The 24,593-nt window shown below is 31.4% G+C and carries 11 protein-coding genes; 1 reads left to right on the top strand and 10 read right to left on the bottom strand.

The genetic code is table 11. From position 1 onward, the window contains the following. Positions 1 to 175: 175 nt before the first annotated feature. The 9 genes from Q1A46_RS16730 to Q1A46_RS16690 all read right to left on the bottom strand — a co-directional run bounded on the left by Q1A46_RS16730 (position 176) and on the right by Q1A46_RS16690 (position 15,504). On the bottom strand, positions 176 to 1,555 hold the full coding sequence (locus tag Q1A46_RS16730; protein ID WP_299681522.1) for a restriction endonuclease subunit S: 1,380 nt from the start codon (positions 1,553 to 1,555) through the stop codon (positions 176 to 178). Positions 1,556 to 1,557: 2 nt separating this feature from the next. Then, a complete protein-coding gene (locus Q1A46_RS16725; protein ID WP_299681520.1) occupies positions 1,558 to 3,018 on the bottom strand; it encodes an N-6 DNA methylase in 1,461 nt (486 codons plus the stop codon). Beyond that, positions 3,018 to 6,254: a type I restriction-modification system endonuclease gene (gene hsdR, locus Q1A46_RS16720; protein ID WP_299681517.1), complete on the bottom strand. Its 3,237-nt coding sequence runs from the start codon at positions 6,252 to 6,254 to the stop codon at positions 3,018 to 3,020. Before hsdR ends, Q1A46_RS16725 begins: the two co-directional genes overlap by 1 nt. A gap of 456 nt (positions 6,255 to 6,710) precedes the next feature. Next, the gene (locus Q1A46_RS16715; protein WP_299681514.1) at positions 6,711 to 8,519 is read right to left on the bottom strand and encodes a sodium:proton antiporter; all 1,809 of its coding nucleotides are present in this window, start codon (positions 8,517 to 8,519) and stop codon (positions 6,711 to 6,713) included. A gap of 407 nt (positions 8,520 to 8,926) precedes the next feature. Further along, positions 8,927 to 11,272, bottom strand: coding sequence for a penicillin-binding protein 1C (pbpC, locus tag Q1A46_RS16710; protein ID WP_299681511.1), 2,346 nt, complete (start codon positions 11,270 to 11,272; stop codon positions 8,927 to 8,929). A gap of 183 nt (positions 11,273 to 11,455) precedes the next feature. Further along, on the bottom strand, positions 11,456 to 11,926 hold the full coding sequence (locus Q1A46_RS16705) for an RDD family protein (RefSeq protein WP_299681508.1): 471 nt from the start codon (positions 11,924 to 11,926) through the stop codon (positions 11,456 to 11,458). Positions 11,927 to 11,933: 7 nt separating this feature from the next. Next, positions 11,934 to 12,602 (bottom strand): hypothetical protein, encoded by a 669-nt coding sequence (locus Q1A46_RS16700; protein ID WP_299681506.1) that lies wholly within the window; start codon positions 12,600 to 12,602, stop codon positions 11,934 to 11,936. A gap of 120 nt (positions 12,603 to 12,722) precedes the next feature. Then, on the bottom strand, positions 12,723 to 14,186 hold the full coding sequence (locus Q1A46_RS16695) for a hypothetical protein (protein WP_299681503.1): 1,464 nt from the start codon (positions 14,184 to 14,186) through the stop codon (positions 12,723 to 12,725). A 7-nt stretch (positions 14,187 to 14,193) separates the two neighbouring features. Beyond that, positions 14,194 to 15,504, bottom strand: a complete 1,311-nt coding sequence (locus Q1A46_RS16690; protein WP_299681500.1) for a short-chain dehydrogenase — start codon at positions 15,502 to 15,504, stop codon at positions 14,194 to 14,196. A gap of 326 nt (positions 15,505 to 15,830) precedes the next feature. On the opposite strand from Q1A46_RS16690, the gene Q1A46_RS16685 reads away from it, so the two are divergent. Beyond that, the gene (locus tag Q1A46_RS16685; RefSeq protein WP_299681497.1) at positions 15,831 to 18,878 is read left to right on the top strand and encodes a GEVED domain-containing protein; all 3,048 of its coding nucleotides are present in this window, start codon (positions 15,831 to 15,833) and stop codon (positions 18,876 to 18,878) included. Between the two features lie 74 nt (positions 18,879 to 18,952). Here the strand turns inward: Q1A46_RS16685 and Q1A46_RS16680 are convergent, their stop codons facing one another. Continuing rightward, positions 18,953 to 24,460: an alpha-2-macroglobulin gene (locus tag Q1A46_RS16680; protein WP_299681494.1), complete on the bottom strand. Its 5,508-nt coding sequence runs from the start codon at positions 24,458 to 24,460 to the stop codon at positions 18,953 to 18,955. Positions 24,461 to 24,593 lie beyond the last annotated feature (133 nt).

Genomic DNA, 24,593 nt, shown 5'->3' with positions numbered 1-24,593 from the left:
TGTTAGTGTCACTTCGAGTGATTCTTAACCGAAAGGGAAAGAATAGTAACGAAAAGTGTTTGTGAGTTCAATACCCGTTCTCGATACAATATTGTTTTCCACTTCGTTTCAATCAATTTCACTCGAACTGACAGTTACGTTTGGTGTTTATGTGACTGCTTATAATTGATTCAAATTATTTCTTAACTGTTCTTTTCTTCTTGTTCTCGACTGCGCTCGAACTGACAGCATTCTTTAACTTTTTAATCTCTGCTAATAGCTCTTTAGCATCTCCATCCGTTGGGAGTTGCGGTACCAACTCGCCTCTAAAAGCTTTAGTCAAAATAGCTTGAGGTAAAACTTCTATACGTTTTACCAATGCTTCATAATGTGCTTGTATGTTATCTGCTTGTTTTAATAAAGCCTCTATTCTTTTTACGATTTTTTGTTGTTCTTTTAATGGGGGAACAGGAACTGGAATAATATTCAGTGATTTTTGATTAATCTTTGGTAATACACTTCTTTCTCCAGCAGTAGTTGCATAACTCAAAAAAATAGACGATAACATATAATAAAATAAATACTCTCTATTTATTTCAGAGGTAATTGGATACATATCTGCACTGCATAAGCCATCAAAATCAGCTAAAATAACTTTGTTTAAATAAGGACGTATTTTAGAATATATAATTGCACCTTTTTTAAAAAAATGTTTATCACTTTTGGGCATGATATCTCTTGTATATTCTATCTGAGCTAAAATTCCAGTATTTTTCTCAATATGATTTGGCGCAACTAAAATGTGATTCAAATAATCTTTAGGATTCTTTAAATTTGATTTGATATTTGCTATACTTTCAAAAGAAAATATTTTCCAATATTCAGGTAAATTCAAATCCAAATCACGATATCTCTTCTCTGGTTTAGTTAACTTAAAACTTTCCAACTCCTTCCCTTCACGCCATTCTTCCGTAAGCTTACCCGTTACTGCTTGGTTTAATACCGATTGTCTAAAGTTTTTTAGTAGTGTAGGTATATTGGCTAAACGTTCTTTTATGATATCTAGCTCTGCAAATAAGCTATCTAGTTTTGCTACAATGCGTTCTTGTTCTGCTAGTGGAGGGAGTTTAAACTTTGTGTTTTCAATAAGTTTAGAAGATATATTTGGTTGGGCACCACCATATGCTTTATCTTCTATTTCCTTTTTTAGTGCGCCAATTAAATAATAAACAAATTTTTTATTTATCAATTCATCATAATAGAGTCTTAAATTTCCAACACGTTGGTTTTGATAAGCTTTTTGATTATTTTCATATATACCATATTTTCCTGTTGTTGCACCTGACATTGCAATTAGTATATCTCCTCTTTCGACTATATACTTTTCATAATCAGATGACTCTTTTACATAAACAGCCTTGTCTAATGAAATTTTTTCATTTTTAATTTCTGATATCCTTAAAACAGGAATACCTTCTTCTAAATAGTTTTTGCTCTTAAAAGCAAATCCATTTTTTAATTCAAGAATATCACCTAAATAGCTCTCAACCCAATTCTTTGGTAATTGTTTTTCCATTGTTAATTGAGTTCTTTTATCATTTTGTTTAATGCCTTGGTAATGGCATCTAACTCGGTTAAGGCTTCTTTGGCAATATCAATCGGTTCGCCTAAGTCGGTGCTTTTGCTTACACTGTCGTCTGCAATTAAACCTAAATCTAACGAGTCGTTTTTCTGTTTAATTTCTTCACGAGAAATGCATTGCCAACGTTCGTCTTTTACAGTTTTTCGTTTTTCTTCATCAATACTACCATCATACTCTTGTAATACCTTATCTTCCGTAATACCACCCGTATACGCTTTAATAAAATCGATAAACGCTGCTCTGGTAAACGGTGTGCGTTTTCCGTAACTAGGAGCATTGGTTCGCATATCGTAATACCATATGTTTTTGGTATTATCAGTTTCTGTTTTTCCACGTGTAAAAAACAATACATTGGTTTTTACTCCCGCTGCATAAAAAATACCTGTTGGCAAACGTAAAATAGTATGCAGGTTGCATTTGTCCATTAAATCCTTACGAATCTTTTGTCCGTCGCCATCTTCAAACAATACATTATCGGGTAACACAACAGCTGCTCTAGCATTTCCTTTTTTATGGAGCGAACGGTAAATATGTTGTAAAAAGTTCAACTGTTTATTACTCGATAAAAAGGTTAAATCATCACGAGTAGGTTTTTCCCCACCTTTTTTAGTTCCAAACGGTGGGTTTGCTAACACGCCGTCAAAATTCTTAAGGTTTTTACCATATTCCGTTAAGGTGTCTCCTAAATAAATACTACTATCTAAACCATGTAGTTTCGCATTCATTAAGGCTAAACGGTGAGCATCTTGTACCAATTCAACACCACTCAATGCTTCTTTTTCTTGAAAGGCTCTTGCTTTTCCATCCAAACTATATTTATACTCGTATCGTTCATCTAAGTATTGGTCAACAGATATCATAAAACCAAATGTACCACAAGCAGGGTCATTCCAACGTTCTCCTAATTTTGGTGCCATTAACTCAACCATTACATTAATTAACGGACGTGGTGTAAAATACTGCCCAGCACCACTTTTTTTCTCGTTGGCATTACGCTCTAGTAAGTCTTCGTAAATATCTCCCATGGCATCACGATCTTTCTCGTTATACCAATCAATTAGATCTATTTGTGTAACTAAGGTTTTTAAATTTACAGGCTTACGTAATGTGGTAGAAGCATTGGTGTAAATTTCGGTAATCGTAGGATTGTCTGCCTTTGTGCTAATATTTGCTAATAAATCACGGTAGCGATCGTACAATTCTTTATTATCAGTAATGCCCAACAAAGTACTCCATTGGTATTCTTCAGGAATTTGCTCTTTAAAATCTTTAACCTCACTTAATTTTAAAAATAAGATATAGGTTAATTCATTTAAGTATTGGTGATAGGTTACCCCATCATCACGCAATACATTACACAAACTCCATAGTTTATTTGATATCTCTTCTACGCTCATTATGCTAATTCAGTATATAAGTTGTCGGTAATCGTATCAATCACCGTTGTTAATTGGTTTTCAAAAATTTTATCTAAGCGTTTAAATCCGCCATCCGATTTAAACGGTTCTCTATCTAAGTCTTCTTTGGTAAGCACTGTTTCTTGTAACAGTTGTTTCTCTATACGATCCAACCATTTGGCTTGGATTTTATTCCAGTTTTTTAAGCCACGTACTTTATCTACGGCATTTTTAATACGGGCTTCATGACTTACTAAAGTGCTTCCTAAAGAAAGTGTGCGAATGTAAGAAATAATATCGGCGGCGATATCTTCATTTTTACTGTCTTTCCAAGCTGCATTTAAGTGCCTTGCATTAAACCCTTCTTGATCTAACAATAGTTTTAATTCTTTTAACGATTGCCTATCAAGTTCTTTGGGCTTACTACATACTACCTGAAGCGCCGTTATTTTGTTTCTATTTTGTTCTAAAAATGTTTTAAAGCTATGCAAATAATCTTCAGGTTGTTGTCCTTTTCCGTAACCATGCTCAGTACCTAAATATTCATCTTCATGCTCAGAAACATATTGTGCTCTTGGAGCAGCTTTAAACTCGTCTAAGAATTTCCAGAGTTGATTGTATTTTGGTATTTCCGAAAATGCTTGTTCACCACTTAACTCTTGCAACATGCTAATAAACTCATCCGGTGCTTTACCTTGAGTATTGTAGGTAAATAGTTCTTCGTTTTGTCCTGAAAGCTTGTTCTTCTTACGATGTAATTTTGCAATAATTTGCTCCAATTGCTTTTTAGCACGTTCATTTGTTGAAATTACATTCATTTCATTAGAAAGCTGCGTAAAGGTTGTTTTTGGATTAACCACTACGGGCTTCATGGAGTTTACTTCCTCTAAGGATTCATACAAGCGAACTGCATCGAAAATATAGAACTCTTCTTTTCCAATATCATCACAACGTCTTGTGGCACGTCCTAACATTTGTTCGTATAAAATCCTAGACTTTACCCTGCGTAAAAATACCAAGTTCGTTATGGCAGGTACATCAATACCCGTAGTTAATAAATCTACGGTAACCCCAATATTTGGAAATTTTTCGTTTTTAAAACGAGTCACCAACTCGTGAGGTTTGTCTGATTTTCCTGTTATTTTTACAATCGCATCGTCAGGAACATCGGCGCCAATATTTTTATACTCTTCTTTTAATAATTGAACAATTAAATCGGCATGCTCATCTTGTGCTGCAAATATTAAGGTTTTAGCATCATCTTCAGGATCTATATCTTTTACTAATTGCTGTGCTACAGTTCGGTTAAATGGTTCGGTAATCACCATTTTATTAAATCCTTCAATATCTATGGTTACTTCATCTTCCAATTCAGCTAACTCTTCAATACTGTTGGTTTCTTTAATATACACCTTAGGTTTTTCACCTTTTTCCCATTTTATTCCTTCCTGATTTAGTTTTGTTTTTATGGTTTTTGGTGGCGCATGGTCAATCAAGTAACCATCAATAACAGCTTCTCTATACGAATAGCTGAAAACAGGTTTGCCAAAAATTTCGGTAGTATGTAAGGCCGGGGTGGCTGTTAAACCAACGGTAAAAGCATCAAAATAATCAATCACCATTCGGTATTTGCTTACATAATCTTTTTGATCTTTAAAGTTTAGCTCTTCATCATCCAATTCTCGATCTTGTAAATACCCTCTATGGGCTTCATCTACAATAATACAGTCATAAGTATCTACAGGTAATATATTTGAATCGTCTTCGTTGTAAAACAAGCGTTTTACCATACTTTGTACCGTAGAAAAATGTAAGCGTGTTTCAATATCTGGCACGGTATCTTTTAGCTTAGCAACTTTATACGTTTCAGCAAAAGTGTTGATTCCTTCAATTTTATTGTCTTCAAAATTTCCAATAGCTTGCGTAGCTAATAATCGTCTATCAACAAGAAATAAAATTCGTTTAAAACGATTGGCTTTAATTAAACGATAACACAATCCGATAATGGTTCTAGTTTTACCCGTTCCTGTTGCCATGGCAATTAATGCCTTTTTGGTTTCAGGCTGTTTTACAACAACATGTTCAACAGATTGAATGGCTTTAATTTGGTAATCACGTAAACCTAGCCCGCTTTTATCTTGTAAATACCCTAAAGAAGCATCTTTTAGCTTCTCGTTAGAAGTATCAATATCTCTTTTATACAGTGCTTCTAAACCTTTAGGAGAGTACCAACCTCTTAGTGCTTTGGCATTATTTCGCTCGTTTCGAACATCTAAAAACCAAACACCACTTTTAGTTTTAATTTGCTCTAAATAAGTTCTACCATTTGTAGCAAATAAAAAAGGTACACTGTAAGTTCTCCATTGTCCAAGTAAATTGATATCGTGCTTTTCCTCTACTTGTTTTGCATAACGTTTTGATTGCTGTAAATCAGTAGAAATATCAGTACGATATTTTTTAGCTTCCACAATACCGTACAAAGTAGTGCCAATAAATAAGGCATAGTCTGCCCATTGTCCGTTTACAGGCCATTCTGCAATTGCCATATTTCTTCCTTTTTCTGGAAGTGTTTTATTTTTTTTATAATCTAAAACCCCTGTAGCCGCTTCCCATCCTGCTTCACGCAATTGCTGATCTATTAATTTACGTGTCTCTTGTTCATTCCATTCAATTTTAGCTGCTGCTTGTTCCGAACGTTCCTTTATTTTTTGTCGCTCCTCTGGTATTTCTTGCTTAATAACACGAGTGGTCATTAATTTGGCGAGCTTTTCTTTTAAAGCTGCGTATTCTTCTTGTAATACATGTAAAGCATGGCGGGTATCTAATTCTTCTTTCGGAGGATTAAATTTTACATCATCAATATTTTCTTCCCCATAGGTTTGGTAAAACCACTTTGTAAGCTTAAAAGCAGAAAACAAACCTGATTTTGCATCATTTACAGTTCCTTCATTTCCATGTACTGCTTTATTTCCCTTCCCCTTTATCGTATAAAACAAATCTGAAACATTTCTAGGAATTAATCCTTCATCTTTTAATACAGATAGTTTAGCATGAAAAGAATTATCATAAGGAAACTCAATGTAATTTTCTTCAAAAATTAAATCGGTGATTGTCTCTCCTAAAAGTCTAACTTTAAAAAGTGTTACTACAGGATCACTGTAAGTATTATACTCAGCAGTTTGAGCTATGTTAAATAGTATAGGGTATTCTTTTTCTAAAAAATGAAAATTTGTCATTTTTATCATAGGTACTTTTAGTATTTAAACTATAAAAGTTTAAAATAGAGGTTAATTATTCTAAAAACAGCTCCTAAAATAACAAAACTATTAGATTATACCTTATGGAAAGTCGTAAATATGGCTTCGATAAACTCAGCCACCAGGCTTCGATAAACTCAGCCACCGGGTTTCGATAGAGTTCAGTCACCAGACTTCGACAGAGCTCAGCTACCAGGCTTGACTTCGACACTGCTCAGTCATCACCTTTATTTTAACTACAAAGGTCCCTGAGGGTCTCGAAGGGCCGTTGACTTCGATAAACTCAGTCACCAAACTTCGATGAACTCAGTCTCCAGACTTGACTTCGACTTTGCTCAGTCATCAGGTTTCGACACAGCTCAGCCACCGGGTAATATAAAACTGAAAAAAACCTTAAATTACTTCAAGGGGTTTTATTATGAATATTTTATTCTGTTACAATGTTTCTCCTACATATACTATTACATCATTTTCTTTGATGTCTTGAGGAGTTACTTCTGCTAAAATCTTAATTGTTTTATCAGATTTCAAAAACAATGGTATGGCTTTGTCTTTTTGAAGTATTGCTTCTATTTTTTCTGTAAAATCTTCTGAAGATGCAACTGTTAATTCATTCATTTTTGGAAAATCACGAACTGTTTCTGTTACATTGATAAAATCATCATTTGCCGTAAATAATACATCTGAATTCTCTAATTGTTTTGAAGCTATTTCTCTTGATGTTGCTAAACGATAAGCTCCCATTTCTCCATAAATATCAGAAAAACGTTCTAATGCATATTTATTAATTACATCACTACCTGTCATAGCAATTAAATATCCTACATCATTTAACTCGACATTACTATCTAAACTATCATTGTAGATATCAATATTAAATGCTTCCATTCCCATTTCCTTCGCATCATTAACATAATCTTTGTTACTATCTAATAAAATTACACGACGATTGTTTTGCTTTAAATAGCTTGCGATTAAACGTGCAGATCTTGAAGCTCCAACAAACACAATTGCTTCTGATTTTTTTAAGAATACTCCAATCATTTTAGCTAACATTCTTGCCGTAGTTGCATTTAATAATACAGTTCCTAAAACAATCATGAACACTAATGGTGTTATATATTCTGCTCCAGCTACTCCTTGTTTCATTAATTTCGTTCCAAATAGGGACGCGATTCCCGCAGCAACTATACCTCTTGGTCCAACCCAACTGATAAAGATTTTTTCGTTTAATTGTAGTGTAGATTTATGTGTACTTATAAATACTCCTAAAGGGCGTACAATAAAAACTACTAAAGCGAATAGTAATACTGTTTTCCAATTTAAAATTAGTTGCAACTCAGACATTTTCATGTTTGCCGCTAACAAAATGAATAAAATTGAAATTAGTAAAACAGTTAGTGATTCTTTGAAGTATAATAATTCGTCGAAGCTTTTTAATTTACTGTTGGCAATTACCATTCCCATAACTACAACAGCTAATAAACCTGATTCGTGTGCTAATAAATCTGATAATACAAATACCAGTAACACCATAGAAAGTGACACTACGTTTAACAAGTAATGTGGTACAAATTTTCTATTTACAATAAAAATTAATCCTTTTGCGAACACAAAACCTAAAGTAGAACCAAATAATACAATTTTAAAGAATTCAATTAAGGCTGTTTGTGTAAATCCACTATCGCCGCCAACACTAATAAATTCAAAAACTAAAACGGCAACTAAAGCTCCAATTGGATCAATTAAAATTCCTTCCCACTTTAATACAGCAGCAACATCTTTCTTTAACGGAATATTCCTTAAAATTGGAGAAATTACAGTTGGACCTGTCACAATGATTAATGATGAAAACAGTAAAGACATTTCCCAACTTAAATCGAAAATATACCTTGCGAAAATACCTGCTCCGAAAAAAGTAACCACAGAACCTAAAGTAATTAGTTTTGTAATTACTGGTCCTACATTCCTTATTTCGCTCTTTTTAAGTGTTAAACCTCCTTCAAAAAGAATAATACTAATGGCAAGTGATACAAAATAGAATAAACCTTCTCCTGGAAATAATCCTTTTTCTCCATTCCATATAGGCTCTATCCACTTACTTCCATCATTAAAAAATTCTGCTGCGAAAGGCCCTACTAATAATCCAATTAAAATTAAAGGTAATATGGCAGGGATTTTCAGTTTCCATGCCACCCACTGCGCTAAAATCCCTAAAATGATAATTCCTGCTAATTCTAACATTTTTATTTAATTATTACTTGTAAATGTATACTATTTTTAGCTGATAATAAAACTTTGATGCAATTCTGTTGCTAATTGTTCAAGAGGTATTTAAATTGATCTATTTATGCTATAATTAATGTATTGATTTACTGATTTCTGACTTCGATAAACTCAGTCGCCAGACTTTGACTAGGCTCTGCATCCAACTTTATACTACTATATTTTGATTGCAAAGGTCCCTGAGGTTCTCGAAGGACCGTATTGACTTCGACGTAGCTCAGTCACCAGACTTCAATAAACTCTGTCACCAGGCTTGACTTCGACAAAGCTCAGCCGCCGGGTTTGACTTCGACTAGCTCAGCCACCAGGCTTCTGTTGGATTCAGTTAATAAGTATAGACTAGAATTAATTCTATTTATACTTCATCAATAAATTTCGATGAAACGTTTAGCTTCGTTTCCATTATCGTCGATAACCATTATGGTGTGTTTTCCTTTTGAGGGTTGAATTGGTAATTCATGATATTCTTCTGTTACTTTCATAAAAGTATCGTCGATATACCAGTAAATTTTGGCTTCAGGATTACTATGTGTGAGTTTGACTAGAATTGGATTAATATCTCCGTTATTATCTTTAGTAAGAGACATTTTAGACTGAATGGTTGTTGGATATACAAAATCAATTGTATTTTTTTCTATTGTTGAACATCCTGCTTTTATCTCTGGTAATTTTTTGTATTCTGGATTTTTTTGTTTGTAATAGTAACTCATTAATGGAGGTAAAACAAACCAAGATTTTGTAATCATATTATTTACCGATTCACATTCTGAATTTACTCGGAAGTTTTCATTACTATCTAATAATACTTCTTGGTGATATATACAAGATGTTCCTCTGACTCCATTCTTTGAAACTCTTCTTTTTGTTGATGGACAAATTGGTAATGCAATACAACCACTTTGCTTACAGATAGCTACTTCTTTTAAATCTTCAAACGGTTCTAAGAACCAAGTTGCTTTTGGTAAAACACCAAACACAGAAAACATGAGCGGTGCTGCGCTTCCAACTCCTGTTAAATCTGGTCGTCCTTCACCATCGGAATTTCCTACCCAAACACCTACAACATATTTCGATGTGGTTCCTATTGCCCAGGCATCTTTATTCCCAAAACTTGTTCCTGTTTTCCAAGCTATTTTTTGAGACGAATCGTAGTATTTCCATGCTTGATCAGATAATGGTCTATTTACATTCGTAAGTGTTTGTAAAGTAATAAATGCCGAACCTGCATCGATAATACTTTGATTGGTATTTACTTTTCCAAAATCAACTTTACTGGTATTCTGATAGACAGGATTTACAAACTCATTTTTATAATACTGATGCTTTAAGGTTTCATAATGATTTACCGTTCCTGCATAACCTGCAAAAATTTTACACAAATCCCATAAACTCGCCTCTGCCCCACCAAGAATTAATGACAATCCATAATAATCTGCTGATTTATTAATATGCGTAATATTATATTCTTGTAAATGATCTCTAAACTTTTCTAATCCATATTCCTGTAACATTCGAACTGCTGGAATATTTAAAGATCGTGTTAAAGCTTCATCTGCAGGAACTGCACCATCGAAAGATAAATCGAAGTTTTTTGGTGTATAACCTGAAATTTCCGTCGGAATATCTTTTACTAATTGACTTGGCAATAACTCTCCTGATTGTAACATATGGGCGTATAAGAACGGTTTTAACGTGCTTCCTGTACTTCTTGGGGCAATGATATTGTTTACATCTTTTTGATGTTTTTTATCTGTTGGTGAATTTCCTAAGTAAGCTAATACTTTTCTTGTATTTACATCTAATACTAACACAGCTAAATTGTGGACTTCATTTTGTCGCATTTGCTGATAATGCAACTTTGCTAAATTCTGAACTTGTTGTTGGAGTTCAATATTTACAGTGCTATGAATACGTTTTCCATTATGTTTCTTTTTTACTTCTTGTACAAAATGCGAAGCTAGATTAGGTAATTTATGAGGTTTTTGTGGTAATTCTTCTTCAATTGCTAATGTGTAAGTTATACTATCGATTACTTTTTCTTGAAATAACTTTTTTAATAATCGATTTCGTTTCTTTTTTAATCGGAGTTGGTTTTTTCCCGGATAAATTAACGATGGAGCATTTGGTAATACCGCTAAAGTCGCACTTTCTGCCCAAGATAATTGATGCGGTTGTAAACCGTAATAGCGCCAAGCTGCCATTTCTAATCCGACTACATTTCCACCGAAAGGTGCATGAGAAGCATACAATTGAAGTATTTTTTCTTTAGAATATCGAAACTCTAATCGTGTAGCTAAAATCAGTTCTTTAAATTTTTCTATATAGGATCTTTGCTGATTTTTTCTTGATAAACGAATAACTTGTTGTGTTAATGTACTACCACCTCGAACTACTCTTTTGGCTTTTAAGTTTTGACGTAGCGCTTTTACAATAGAAATAGGATTGAATCCGAAGTGTTTATAAAAATGTGCATCTTCAAACTGAATAATACAATGTTTAAATTTAGCTGGAACAGAATCTAATTCAGGAAAACGCCATTGACCATCATTAGCTATTGTTGCACCTAACAACTCATTATTACTAGACGTAACTACAGTTGATGTAGGTGTATTAAACAACTCTTTAGGTAATGCAAAATAATACCAAATAAGAAGTATAAAGAAGATTATTTTAAACTTATGTTTACCTAAAATTTGTTTTATTTTATTCATCTGCAATTTTCTCTTTCTAAAAGATAGTTCTCTCTCTTGTTTCACTGCAAATTAGATAAAAAGTTTTAGATAATATAACCTAAATGAGTTAACGAGACCTTTATTACAGTCTTAATCTTTTTAGAACTATTATATAAAGTATTGACAAAAAAAATACCGCTTTTAAATAGCGGTATTTTTAGTTTATATTTTTACGACTCTAGTTTTAGATAACTTATCATGCCATCCATATCCTGGTCTTCCTAAAAAAGAAAAAGCATCAAAAGGAATATGTCTGCATAGAGATCTTATTAGAATTGTTTCGTAACTAGGTTTATTTCCATCTTCATCTATCACTTTTGTTTTAGTTATATATTTTCCAATAGTTCTTCCTGTAGTTCCTTCTAAAAAAGTAAAGAATATTGTTCCGTAAATAACTCCTAAAACGTAATTGAAAATTACCCCATAAAATCCAAACATTAAATTACTAAATAGCTTTTCTAATATTTCAAGAATTAAAAAATCCATCAGAAAAGAAAATATAAAAAAACATATGACATCAATAAAATTATTAATAAACCTGTCTGTTTTTGATGCTAATTCAATATTTACAACTTCAAATTCTTCAAACCTTACCTCTTCTCTATTGCTTCTAAATTGCGTATCGTTATTCATATTATTTTTAGTATTTGTTGTAAGTTATTCTACCGGATTTAATGTAATTAATAATATGTTGAATAGACCTTTTTTTTGCTTTTAAAAGTGTTTGTGAAAAATTGAATAGAAATACAGAACTCTCACCTGTAGTAACAAATTTTAATACTCTTTTTTTAGTTTGAGTATCGTAAATAGATACTTCTACATCAAGAACACAATATTCTTTAGAGTCATGTGTTCCAGTAGCTGCAGGACTATTACTTATTGGAGCTCTGTAAGAAGTTTCTATTCTATTCGTAATTTCAAAGTTTGAAAAAGTAATCACATAATCTGCATTAGCATTAGAAAACAACTCGTCTACTATTGCTCTGTCTGCATTAATCCCCTTGTCTAATTCTTTCCATTTATCATCAAACTCAACTTTATAGTTCCCATAAATACCACTTTTTTTAGACTCTGTAATAAATTCTGAAATATAAGCTTCTATAAATTCATTATTAGTTGGGTAGTTCTTTGCAAAAGTTTTCTTGAAACTATTTAAGTCAATATTATCAAATCCTGTTAATACAACTGATTTCGATTTCGAACTTGTTATTTCTCCTTCTTTAACAACTCTATTTATATAATCTTTCTTTACAATACAAGAAGTTAACAAAGACACAACAAGCAATAAACATAGCATGTTTTTTTTCATAATAGCTTTTTTAAAATTTAAAAATGAGGCGCAAATATAGAAATTATTTGCGCCTCATTTTAATTATATTATAAGTTAAATATGATGAAATTATCTATGAATACTGATTACAAACAAAAATCATTTTTTATTATCACGTATTACTGTATTTTTAACTTCAAACTTAGCTGTGTTATATTCTCTGTATAATTTTTGATATTTATTAAAGCCCACAAAAGAATTTGTTAAACTTACATTTTCACCTTTAAGATTGAATAGTTCATTTGTATTATTATTCCAAAATTTTGAATTGTCTATATACACTTGAAAATACTCTGTTGGCGGAGCATCTGTATTTGATTGTAGTATTGTATTTCTGTAGTTTAAAAAATTACAAGTTTCAAATTGTATGGCCATATGAAGACGTCCAGTCATAAAAAAAGATTGATTATAAAATGTCATATTACTGAAACCTATATTCTCTGTTCCATATCCGAAAATTATTGCTGATCTTGACGATTCTTTAATTGATTTAAGTCGTACTTTGTTAAAGAGTACACCGAAACATCCAAGTAATTCTAAAGTTGGTAATTTAATTACAGAAGCATTATCAGTGGTGATTTCCATATCATAATACCCTTGTAAAAACATTTGTAAACCACCATCTCCATCTTCAAAATATCCATATCGAGATTTGTTATCTAAATAATCGATACTAAAATCAAAATAATCTCTATCGTATTCTAAAGATTCTCTTTGCTTTAAATAACTTAGCAAATCTAATTGCTTTGCTTTAATATTAAGCGTTACCATATCTCCTAAATTATCGAAAAACTGTTTGGCAGTATACACATCAACATATTCTCTATCAGGATCTTCAGATGATCTGTCGATTGGTAAATCATAAATATCATAATCGAGATTCACAAAATAGTCGAATACATAACCTACGTTAAAAGTTCCCTTTTCATCTTTAAAATATACATGTAACCAATTACCAACTACTTCATTTTGCTTAGAAAGATTTATTTTATGATAAACATCAGTTCTTGCCATTAATACAACTTCTGATTGATAAGGAATTGTTGTTATTTTTTCAGATTGAATCGTTGGTTTAGTTCGTAATACCAATCCATTTTTGGAAGTTACTTGTACTAAGTTTCTATTATACTCTGTGTTAAATATTCTTGGTAATTCATCTTTTGACAGTTTAAGTATAGAGAACTTTTCTTTCTTTAGCCAATTATTCTGTTCAATTTCCAAAGAATCTTTCGTTATTAAAGGTCCTTCTGGTGAAAAAAGACTATCCTTTTTAATAATCTTATGTGTTTGTTCTTTTCCTTCCACCAAGAAGCTTAAGTGAATTTCTTTTTCTTCAATAGAAGTTATTTTTCCTAAGTATTCATTTTTATCGCTATTTATAAAAACTGGTTGCATAGATTCTATTATAAAAGTTGTTCTAGCAGAATAAATTTTATTTTTACTATACTCGCATTTTGTATATACTCCTTTCCATGATAAGTAAAGTTCTTCTGGTGTTTTTTTTACTTCCTTTGAACAAGAAACTAAACCTAAAATGTATATTAATACTAAATATCTCATCATCTTTGTATTATTTCACTAAACTTCTAGCTTTATCAAAAAGATTTTTTCCTTTATCTTTTAAATTCTCCCCTACTTTTTTTATTCCATCTGCAGAAGTATATGTGCTTAACTTATCTATAAATTCTTTTAAATTATTCACTACCAAAAACATTTCTTCTGTATGTGGTACGTTGTTTTCTTTAAGTAACTTTTCCCAATTCACTTGAGATAAAACAGAAAACATATATTTAGTTGCTATTTTACTTAAGAAAAATTTATCGTAAACTCCATTAAGTAATTTACCAGATTCTCTAGTCTTAATATAATTGATTGATTCTTCTATTTTTTCTTTCTCTTTAGTAGATAATAAAGAACTAGATTTTAATTTTGTTAAAGAAGCTATAGCTTTCTCTTTGTTTTCAGTTTTTAAGTATAAGAATGTTTCTATAGCCCAAGTGATTTCATTGTTAAGCCCGATTTTATTGGCATCTTTTAAAAAAGCTTCAAAATCTTCTAATGCACGTTTTTCATCGATCTCGCGTTTCATCATTAACCTATCAAATCCTCTAAATAAATGATTCAATGCATGAAAACCTAAATGAGTTTGTTGGTTATTTAAGTTTCCCCATTGAAACATTGCCCGTGTATAGTGTAAATCAACATTTTTATTTTTATCTAACCAAGTTATATTCCTTGAAATCTCATCTTCAGAAAGGTAATAGAGTTTCTTTTCAAAAAATAAAAAACCTCTAAAGTAACTTAGTAATGCTTTTAATTCTGAATCTGGTAAAATCTCTGGATTTGTTTTAGAACATTCATATAATGATACTTCTTTACCTAAATCTTTACTAAGAATTACAATAGCACTTAAAACAGAATGCTCTAAATTTTGAACTAATTCCTTTTGTTTACCTGAAAAATATGGCTGTTGTTTTTGAATTGAATCTCCGTAAGTAACTCGTAAAGCATCAACTACAGTTGGAAACATATCTTCATCTGTTTTCATAATGAAGTTTTCCATTTTTTTATAATCTCTGTAAATACTTACATAATCGAATAATGATAATTCATCTGGGTTTGATAAATCATGTCGCATTAATCGTTTAGATACTTTATCTAAAGAAGTTTTGAAAGATTGATATTCTTCTGAAATAGTATCTTTTGTAACTGCAGATCGAATTGCTATTTTTCCAAATTTATAAGGAAAAACCTTATAAGAGTCTAAGCTTTTATCAAGCTCTTTTTTGTCTAAATTTAGCAACGCTATATCCGTCTTTTCTTCAGAAGAACAGTTTACACATATTAAAACTATAAACCATAGTCGTACTATCTTTTTCATTTCGTCTTTTCTTAAGATTGATCATAACAAATCTAGCACAATAGTAATCATTTTACAGTAAACAATCTTTTTTAAAACACTCTTAATCTATATCTGCTAGAGTTAGTAATTTATTTGATTTAAAACCACTTCTAAACGCACCTAAGTTGCTTTTTTATATAAATGTAAACACGATCAATATCGATCTGTAAGTAAAATAGCTACATCTATTCTAATTAAGTAACAACATTAAACAAACAACAGGAAAAACACTGAAAATCAAAAAAATGCATTAAAAACAATTCGTTAATTTTATGTTAATTAATTAACCTCAAAACCCTATCATTATGAAAAAACAATTACTCATTGTCTTTTTCCTATTGTCTATTGTGGCAATATCTCAAGAAAACAAACCTTTTTATCGTGGAAAAATTTCTTCTGTAGAATATGTATCTCCTATCATATCTAGAACTGCAGATTTAGTTCCTTTTGTTGATGTACCTAAAGAAGCTAAAGACAAAAGATCTATGGGGAATGTTATTATTCCTGGACAAGATCCGCAAAAACAAGACGACTTTTTTAGAAGAAACAGACATCCTATGGAACAAAGTAGGAAAATGGCAAATGCTGGATTAGTATTTGACACCTATTCTTCTAGTTCACAACCTACCGATCCTTCTTTAGCTGTTGGCCCTAATCATGTCATGGTAGTATTTAATACTGGATTTATGATTTATGATAAGCAAGGAAACGAATTGTTAGGAGAAACTGCTCCTAACCCAGCAATTTTCCCTTCTGGTGGATGTTGTGATTTAACCGTATCTTATGATAATGCAGCCGACAGATGGGTATTATCTTTTTTAGGTGGTGGAGCTCAAATTGCAGTTTCTGATGGACCAAATCCACTAACTTCTGGATGGTATATTTATAATATCAGTCAAATTAATGATTACCAAAAGTTATCTATTTGGAGTGATGGATATTATTTAACAGATAATACAAGTAGTTCAAACAGAGTTTGGGCTTTAGAAAGAGATGCAATGTTACAAGGAGATACTAATGCGGGTATCTTAGGATTTAATCTACCAAATATTAGAACTAGTGGTTTTTATAGTCCACAAGTATTAAATGTTACAGATAATAATTTACCAGCAACAGGTGGTGCAACTGTTGTTTACATGCAAGATAATGCTTGGTCTGGAGTTTCTACAGATCATGTAAAAGTTTGGACTATAGATGTTGATTGGAATAACACTTCTGCTTCAACAGTTTCTAATCCTCAAGAAATTCCTGTAACTCCATTTATTGGTGTTTTTGATGGAGGAAGCTTCTCTAATTTACCTCAACCTAATGGTGGTGCTACTATTGATGCTTTACAAGCTACAATTATGAATCAGGCACAATTTAGAAAGTTTGCAACACATAATTCTGCTGTATTTAATTTTGTTGTAGATACTGATGCTTCATCAGGAAAATTAGCAGGTGTTCGTTGGATGGAATTTCGTCAAACTGGTGATAATCAACCTTGGTCTTTGTATCAAGAAGGAACATATAATGCTCCTGATGGAAGACATGCTTGGAATGCTAGTTTAGCCATGGATGCAAGTGGAAATATTGGTATGGGATATACTTCTTTATCTGGACCGACAACAACGACAACAACTAGAGTAAGTTCTTATTTCACAGGTAGATCAAATGGAGATCCTTTAGGTACAATGACAGCTGCAGAAGGATTAATCGCAAATGGTAATCAAAATATTCCAGGTACACGTTATGGTGATTATAGTAAGATTGATGTTGATCCATCAAATAACAGCACATTCTGGTATATTACAGAGTATATGAATAATGGTAGAAAAGGTGTTATCGGTACTTTTGAAATGCAACCTGCTGGACCACCAGATACAGAAGCACCAACAAATCCTTCAAACTTAACTGTTTCTAATATTACTTCTAGTGGTGCTACATTAAACTGGACTGCTGCTACTGATAATGTAGCTGTAGCGAGATATTTAATTTCTATAAACGGAAATCAAGTTGGAACTTCATCTAACACTTCTTTTGATGTAACAGGATTAACTCCTAACACGCAATACACTGCTGCTGTTGTAGCACAGGATGCAGCTGGAAATAATTCGGGAAGTGTAAGTGTTGTATTTACAACTGTTAATGGTCCGTTACCGTATTGTGATTCTACAGGAAATAATGTAAGTGACGAATTTATAAGTAACGTTACTTTAAATACGATTAACAATAATTCTGGAGCACAAGGCTATTCTGATTTTTCTAGTATTTCTACTAATTTAAGTGAAGGACAAAGCTATACCATAACTATTACTCCTACTTGGACAGGAACTGTTTATAATGAAGGGTATGCGGTTTGGATTGATTATAACAACAATGGAGATTTTGATGATTCTGGTGAACTAGTGTGGTCTAAATCACCTTCTTCTGATGCTACTAATTCTGGTTCTTTTACCATTCCTAATGGAACTGCTCAAACTTCTGTTAGAATGAGAGTTTCTATGAAATATAATGCGATTCCAACTTCTTGTGAGACTTTTACCTATGGTGAAGTTGAAGATTATACTGTAAACTTAGAAGCTGGAAACGGCGGTGGAGGATCATCTGGTGTTATTGCTGGATTTAGTTTTGAAACTGGACTTGAAGGTTGGAGTGACCCAGGAAGTGATTGTGCTCGTGTAAATACTTCTGCAAGATCTTACGATGGAAATTTCTCTGTTCGTTTAAGAGATGATACTTCTACTTCAAATACTGTTTCTCCTGAATTAGATCTTTCTGGTAACAACGAAGTAACTTTTGAGTTTTTTGCTTTCATTAATAGCTTTGAATCTGGTGAAAACTTCTTAGTTGAATTCTTTAACGGTTCTTCTTATCAAGTAATTGGTCAGTATACTGTAGGTGTAGATTATAACAACGAAGAGTTCTTTACTGATATTATCACTTTAGATGCTGCTAATTTTAACTTTACTACTGCAAACAGATTCCGTTTACGTTGTGACGCTAGTGGAAATGCTGATAGAGTTTATTTTGATCAAATCACAATTAGTGGAGACAATGTAAGAACTCCATTTGTGCCAGATACAAAAAGCGAAAATACTCCTCGTGAAGAATTATTAGACTTTACAAATAACTCTTTAAAGAATATAAAACTTTATCCTAATCCAGCTGTGAATAGTTTAAATATTGAAATCTTAAACGGTAGCTTTAGTCAAGTAACTATTTATTCTATTACTGGACAAATAGTTTATACTTCTGATAAAGAAATAAGTGAAAAAACAACTATTGATACTTCTCAGTTCGCAACCGGTTCTTATTTTGTGAAGTTTGTTTCGGATGGTAAAGCTGTTACAAAACGCTTCATAAAAAAATAATATAAACTTCTTTAAAAAAGTAAAGGTCACTCAAAATTGAGTGACCTTTTTTTATTTTTCGGTATGTGAATTTTCTATTTTAAAACCTTAATCCATTGGCCTCTAGTTCTAGAAATATAATCATTATCATACATGGCTTCTGCTTGTATCCCAGGCAAATAATAATCTCCTAAATATGATGCATTTAATAACACTCTAAATGTTTTCGATTTAAATCCAGATAGTGTAAAATAATTACTAATACTTGCATCTCTAATATCTGTATAATCTACTGCAGAAGAAGTAGTATTATTACCAAACTCTGTAAAACGAGTATTTACAACTTCCCAACCAGATGGTAAAAATTGTGTCAACGCTATATTTTGAACCGTTTCATTTGTTGTATTTCTAATAGTTATTTCTGCAACAAAATTTGTTCCTTGAGATAAACTTCCAACACCAATTCTGTAACCATCTTTGTTTTTATAAACTACATTTACATCAAGGTTTTTCTGAATTACTTTCTCCTCTCCTACTGGTAAAATCCCTCTATTGTATACTCTTACATATAATGGACTTTTAGAACTGTTATTAATCACAAATGCATTATTACTCTTTAACAAATTCATATCCTTCACAAATAGTGATTTTGTTGTGTTTATTGATGTTTGAGTTCCATTCCAAGTATAATTTGCATTAATACCTGAGTTTTCACCATTTTTTAAAGCATATTGAGCCATAGCCAATAAACCATATGAAGTTGTTTGAGTACTCATCCAACGATCACTAGATAAACTTTCAGCAATATCTTTTGCTAACTTTATCGATTGTACTTCATCTCCTGTTAAAGTATACGTTTCTAACGACATTGCTTTATGTCTAATTTCAGAACCATAATTGTAATAATATCTTCTGCTATAATCATTACTTGTAATTGATTTTAAAATAGATTCAGCTGTAGATTTTTTTCCTATTAATGCATAAGCAGCTGCCAAACGTCTTTTTGTTGAACTTGATATTCCTGCAGTTTCTCTTAATCTATTCATTGATGCTAAATCTGGACTATTCGATAAACTCAACGTATATAAACGATAAGCCTGAGCAAATTCATTGTTATAATATTTTGAAGATTTCCTCCATTTTCTAGCTTCATTCTTCTGATATGTTAACCATTTGGCTTTAAATCCTATTGGTAATGCGTATCCTCTTTTTTCAGCTTCTAATAAAAAATGACCTGCATAAGATGTTCCCCAACTATTAGCACTTACTCCTCCTGGCCAATATGAAAGTCCGCCATTTAACTTTTGAAATGATGATAATCTATTAATCGCTGCTTTTATATTTCTCTCTATTGATTTTTTCTTCTCTCCAGATAATTCAAACAACTCAGGAAAATATAACTGTGGAAAAACACTAGACGTTGTTTGTTCTACACAACCGTGTGGATAACGAATTAAATACTCCATACGACTTGTAAAATTCATTGGAGGTAGTGTAGATAATTCTATACTTGCAGAATTCGTTCCTTTAGTACCGAAAGTTGCTAAATCTAATTTATTTTCTTCTCCTGATTTTAATACTAACTCCTTAATTTCAGTAGTAACTGGATTTGGATTTAACACATCAATTTCTACTTCGTAAAATGCTTTTTCACTTCCTGAACTTGCTTCTACTCTTACTTTTCCAATACCTTTAAAATCATTTACTTTTAAAGTAAAATATGCCATTTTTTCATCTGGCTGATTGAACTGTAATATTTGTGTTGCTTTACCTTCAATGCTAAATGAAGGATCTGGCTTAACCGTAACTTTTACATTCTTTACATTTTCTTTCATTGCGAAAACTGTTACAGGTAAAGTAACGGTTTCTTTTGGTGTAATTTTACGCGGTAAAGATGCTAATACCATTACAGGTTTACGTACAAAAGCATTTTTTTCGTCACTTCCATAAGCTTCTTTAGCACCATTTGATGCAACAACCATCGCTCTTACTGAACCTACATAATTCGGAATTTTAATTTCATGAGTTTTTACTTCTCCTGAACCTAACCTAAAAGGCCCTAAAAACGAAACCATCGGTTTAAAACGATTCGCTTTCTTGTTTTTACTTCCTGCTTTAGCTTCATCTCCTCCAATACTTAAAATCTGATTTACTTCTCCTCCATAAGCTCCAATAACATCATCAAAAATATCCCAAGTTCTTACTCCTAAAGATTGTCTTGCATAAAATGTCGACCACGGATTTGGTGTTTTAAATCGAGTTAAATCTAATAATCCATCATCAACTAAAGCAATTGTATAAGTCATTGCTTTTGCATTCTTCTCTTTAACTCTAATTTTCGCAATACTTTCTGGCTTTAATTCATCTGCTAATTGAATTTCTGGTTCCAATTTAGTTTCAGGATCTTTTACCAACATCGGAATTGCTCCATACATTCGAATTGGTAAATCATTTTTTGTCTGAGAATGTTGTTGTAACAATGAAATATTTACAAATACATTTGGTGTGTATGTTTTTAAAACTGGAAAACTAAAATCTGTTTGTTTATCTTTTGTTTCTACCCAAAAATGATCTAAAACTTGTGTTCCATTTTCAATAGTAATTAAAGCTCTACCACCTGCTGATGAAGGAAATTTCACTGTAGCATTTTCATTCACATTATAGGATTCTTTATCACTTGAAAACACAAGCATTGTTGCATTTGTTTTGTCTTGACTTCCTCTTTTAGCTCCGTACCAAGAAGGCCAATCAAAATAAACAACTGCTGAAGTAACATGCTTACTTTTTTTATCTTTTACTTTAATTAAATAACGCCCCCAATCATTTTTATCAATTTTTAAATTGAAAGCTCCTTTACCATTTGCACTAGTACGTACATTCTTAGAATCGTAATATTCGCGTTGAGTTGAACCATCGTAATAAGATAATCCGTCGCTAGAAGAACTCCACCACCATCTCCAACTTAACTTATAAACTTTTACTTCTAAATCATTTATAATTCCTTTTCCTTCTTCATTTACAGATGCTACATTAAAAGCATATTCTTGATCTGTAAATAAATAATTTTTAGACTGTTGTTCTTCTGCTAAATTTAATCCTGCATATGATTTGTATGGTGAAACTTTGGTACTGTACACATCTGTACTAAAATCACCTCCATTTTCATAAACTTTAGTTATAAAACTAGCACGAACCATTCCCGGAACTCTAGTTCCTAAATCTGCTTTTTTAGTAAAACTAACTTTACCTTCATTATCTAAATTTCCAGATGCGATTACTGAATTTGATGTTCTTAATCTTCTTGTAACATCATCAAAAACATAATTATCGTACTTTGGAAATTTAGTCGTTGTTCTCGAAAACTTAGATTCTATATCATATTTTAAACCTCTTGCAATAGCTCCATGTAACCATTTTACCTCTAACTCACCATGAACAGGTTTTCCTGATTTTACAAACTTATCTTCTGTTTTTACTTTAATTTTTAAACGATTTGGTTTAATCGTTTCAACTTTTAATACTTTATTGAATTTAGCTGCACCTACATTTACTCTTAACTTCCAATTTCCTGTAATGGCTTCTGCATCAGTTTTAGGCGCGTAAGTGTATACATTTAAACTATTTTTTTGAACAATTTTTCGATCTGTAATTTTTCCTTGCGGATCAACTAATTCAAATTTAATTGGATGTTTTTCTGGAATTGGATTTGCTTTATCATTCAATACAAAAGTTAAAAACATTTTATCACCTGGTCTCCATACTCCTCTTTCTCCATAAATGTATCCTTTAATTCCTTTCTGCAATCTTGCTCCTGAAACATCGAACTTACTCATTGATAATGAATTTCCATCATTCAACTTTACATAAGTTGTGCTGTTATTATCAGATACTTTTGCAAAATATGCTCCTTTTACATCATCAAAAATTGCAACACCTTCCGCATTTGTTTTAGCAGAAACTACAATTTGCTGTTGCAGATTAATTAATTCGACTTTAGCACCATTTGAAGGTTGAGTACTTAAAAGATTGGTTACTGCTACAAAAGTATTATCGTTATTTCCTTTCTTTACAATAACGCCTAAATTAGAAGCTAATAAATTGGTGCTAATTTTTTTATTTCTATAAAATGATTTTTTACAAGGATCTTTGCGTTCATTCCAATTGTAATCGTCGTAATAATCATCGTAGTAATAACCATAACCAGCATGATCGTAATTACGTGTATCTACTTCTTTTTTTCCGAAAACAATAGTTGCATTACTTTCTTCACCATCACAAGAATAATTAGAGTATTCTTTATGATACGATAATTCAACTCGATACATCGCTCCATTTTCAACAGTAACTAAGTCAGATAAATCTACTGCAAAAGCATTTGGCTTACTTAAATGTAATCCTTGATTCGCTAAATTGACTGTATATTTTGCAGTTGGTCTTCCTACATAACGAATATTACCTTGATTATTTAAATTGTTGTTTTGTAAAAATTGAAGAACGTTATTCTTGTAAATTTTGTAAACAGTCGCATCTACAGCTTTTAAGTTTACAGCTTTAAAGTTAATTTTTAAATTATCAGAATTAGGTAAAATAGTTCCACTTTTAATGAAACTTAATTCTGGTTTTAATTGTTCAAAATATAAAGTTCTAACGACATTATTTTTTAAAGTATAACCTTCAGTATTTTTTATGCCTTTAAAAACCTCAATATCTACTTTATTACGAATAGAAGCTTTTGGATATACACTAATAACGTTGTTCTTTATTTTAGTTGTAAAATTTTGTTTTTGAGTATTTACAAACTGAATTAATCCCTTTAAATTTTGACTTTTATTAATTGGATCAGAAAAATTAATATCTATTCTTTGCTTGTTGTCATTAAAAACATCAAACGACAATACTTTAAAATTTGATTTTCCTGTAATTATCATTTCACGTTCTCCTTTCGAACTTGAATTAACAATTTCACCATTCCAATTTACTTTTACAGTTTTATCATCAGGAAAACGTTGTAAACTATCAATCTTAAATCGTACCGCGTTTGTGTAAGTATCTGAAGTGATATCAAACTTTATATTTTTCTCTTTTCCGTTGTAATTTACTTTTACTAATTCTGCTATTTTTTTTCCTTCAATTACATCGCTAGAAGTTAAACTTCCTTCAATGTAATACCAGTCTTTATTATAAATCGAAGGAGCTTGTAATGCTACACTAAACTGTAAAGGTTTTGTTTGTAAAGCAATTGTAAAATCCTGAAGAGATTTATCGATATTTCCATATAATTTATCTAAATGAAGTGTAAGAGAATACTCTTTATTACTTTCTAATTTTTCCTCAGGAACAAAAGATAAAATAGTATTATTAAGTTCTATTTTTCCTTTTACTTTCGGAGTCATTGTAATTACATCATCACCAATTTCTTTTACATCTACTGTTTTGTTCAAATAAAAATCTAATTTGGGTAAAACAGAAATCATTTTTTCTGGATAAACACTAATGTACTCCGTAAAACTGGTTACATCACTCTCTTTTACTTCTGTTTTCTTTTTACATCCTGTTATTAAAACAATAAGAATCAACACGTAAGATGATAGTTTTTTGATCATGGTTTTTTACAATTTTTTTCTAGTTAACTGATATTCAAAGTTAATAAAATAGAGATGAAATAACTTTTAGAATTCGTAAATTCAATGTTTCGATGAGTTAACACTATATAAATTCATGTTAGCTGTTATTTTT

Origin of the sequence: uncultured Tenacibaculum sp., from assembly GCF_947502995.1 — a bacterium.
Lineage (GTDB): Bacteria > Bacteroidota > Bacteroidia > Flavobacteriales > Flavobacteriaceae > Polaribacter.
Note: the sequence above shows the minus strand (reverse complement) of the source record. Positions and strands in the feature narration are given on the sequence as shown.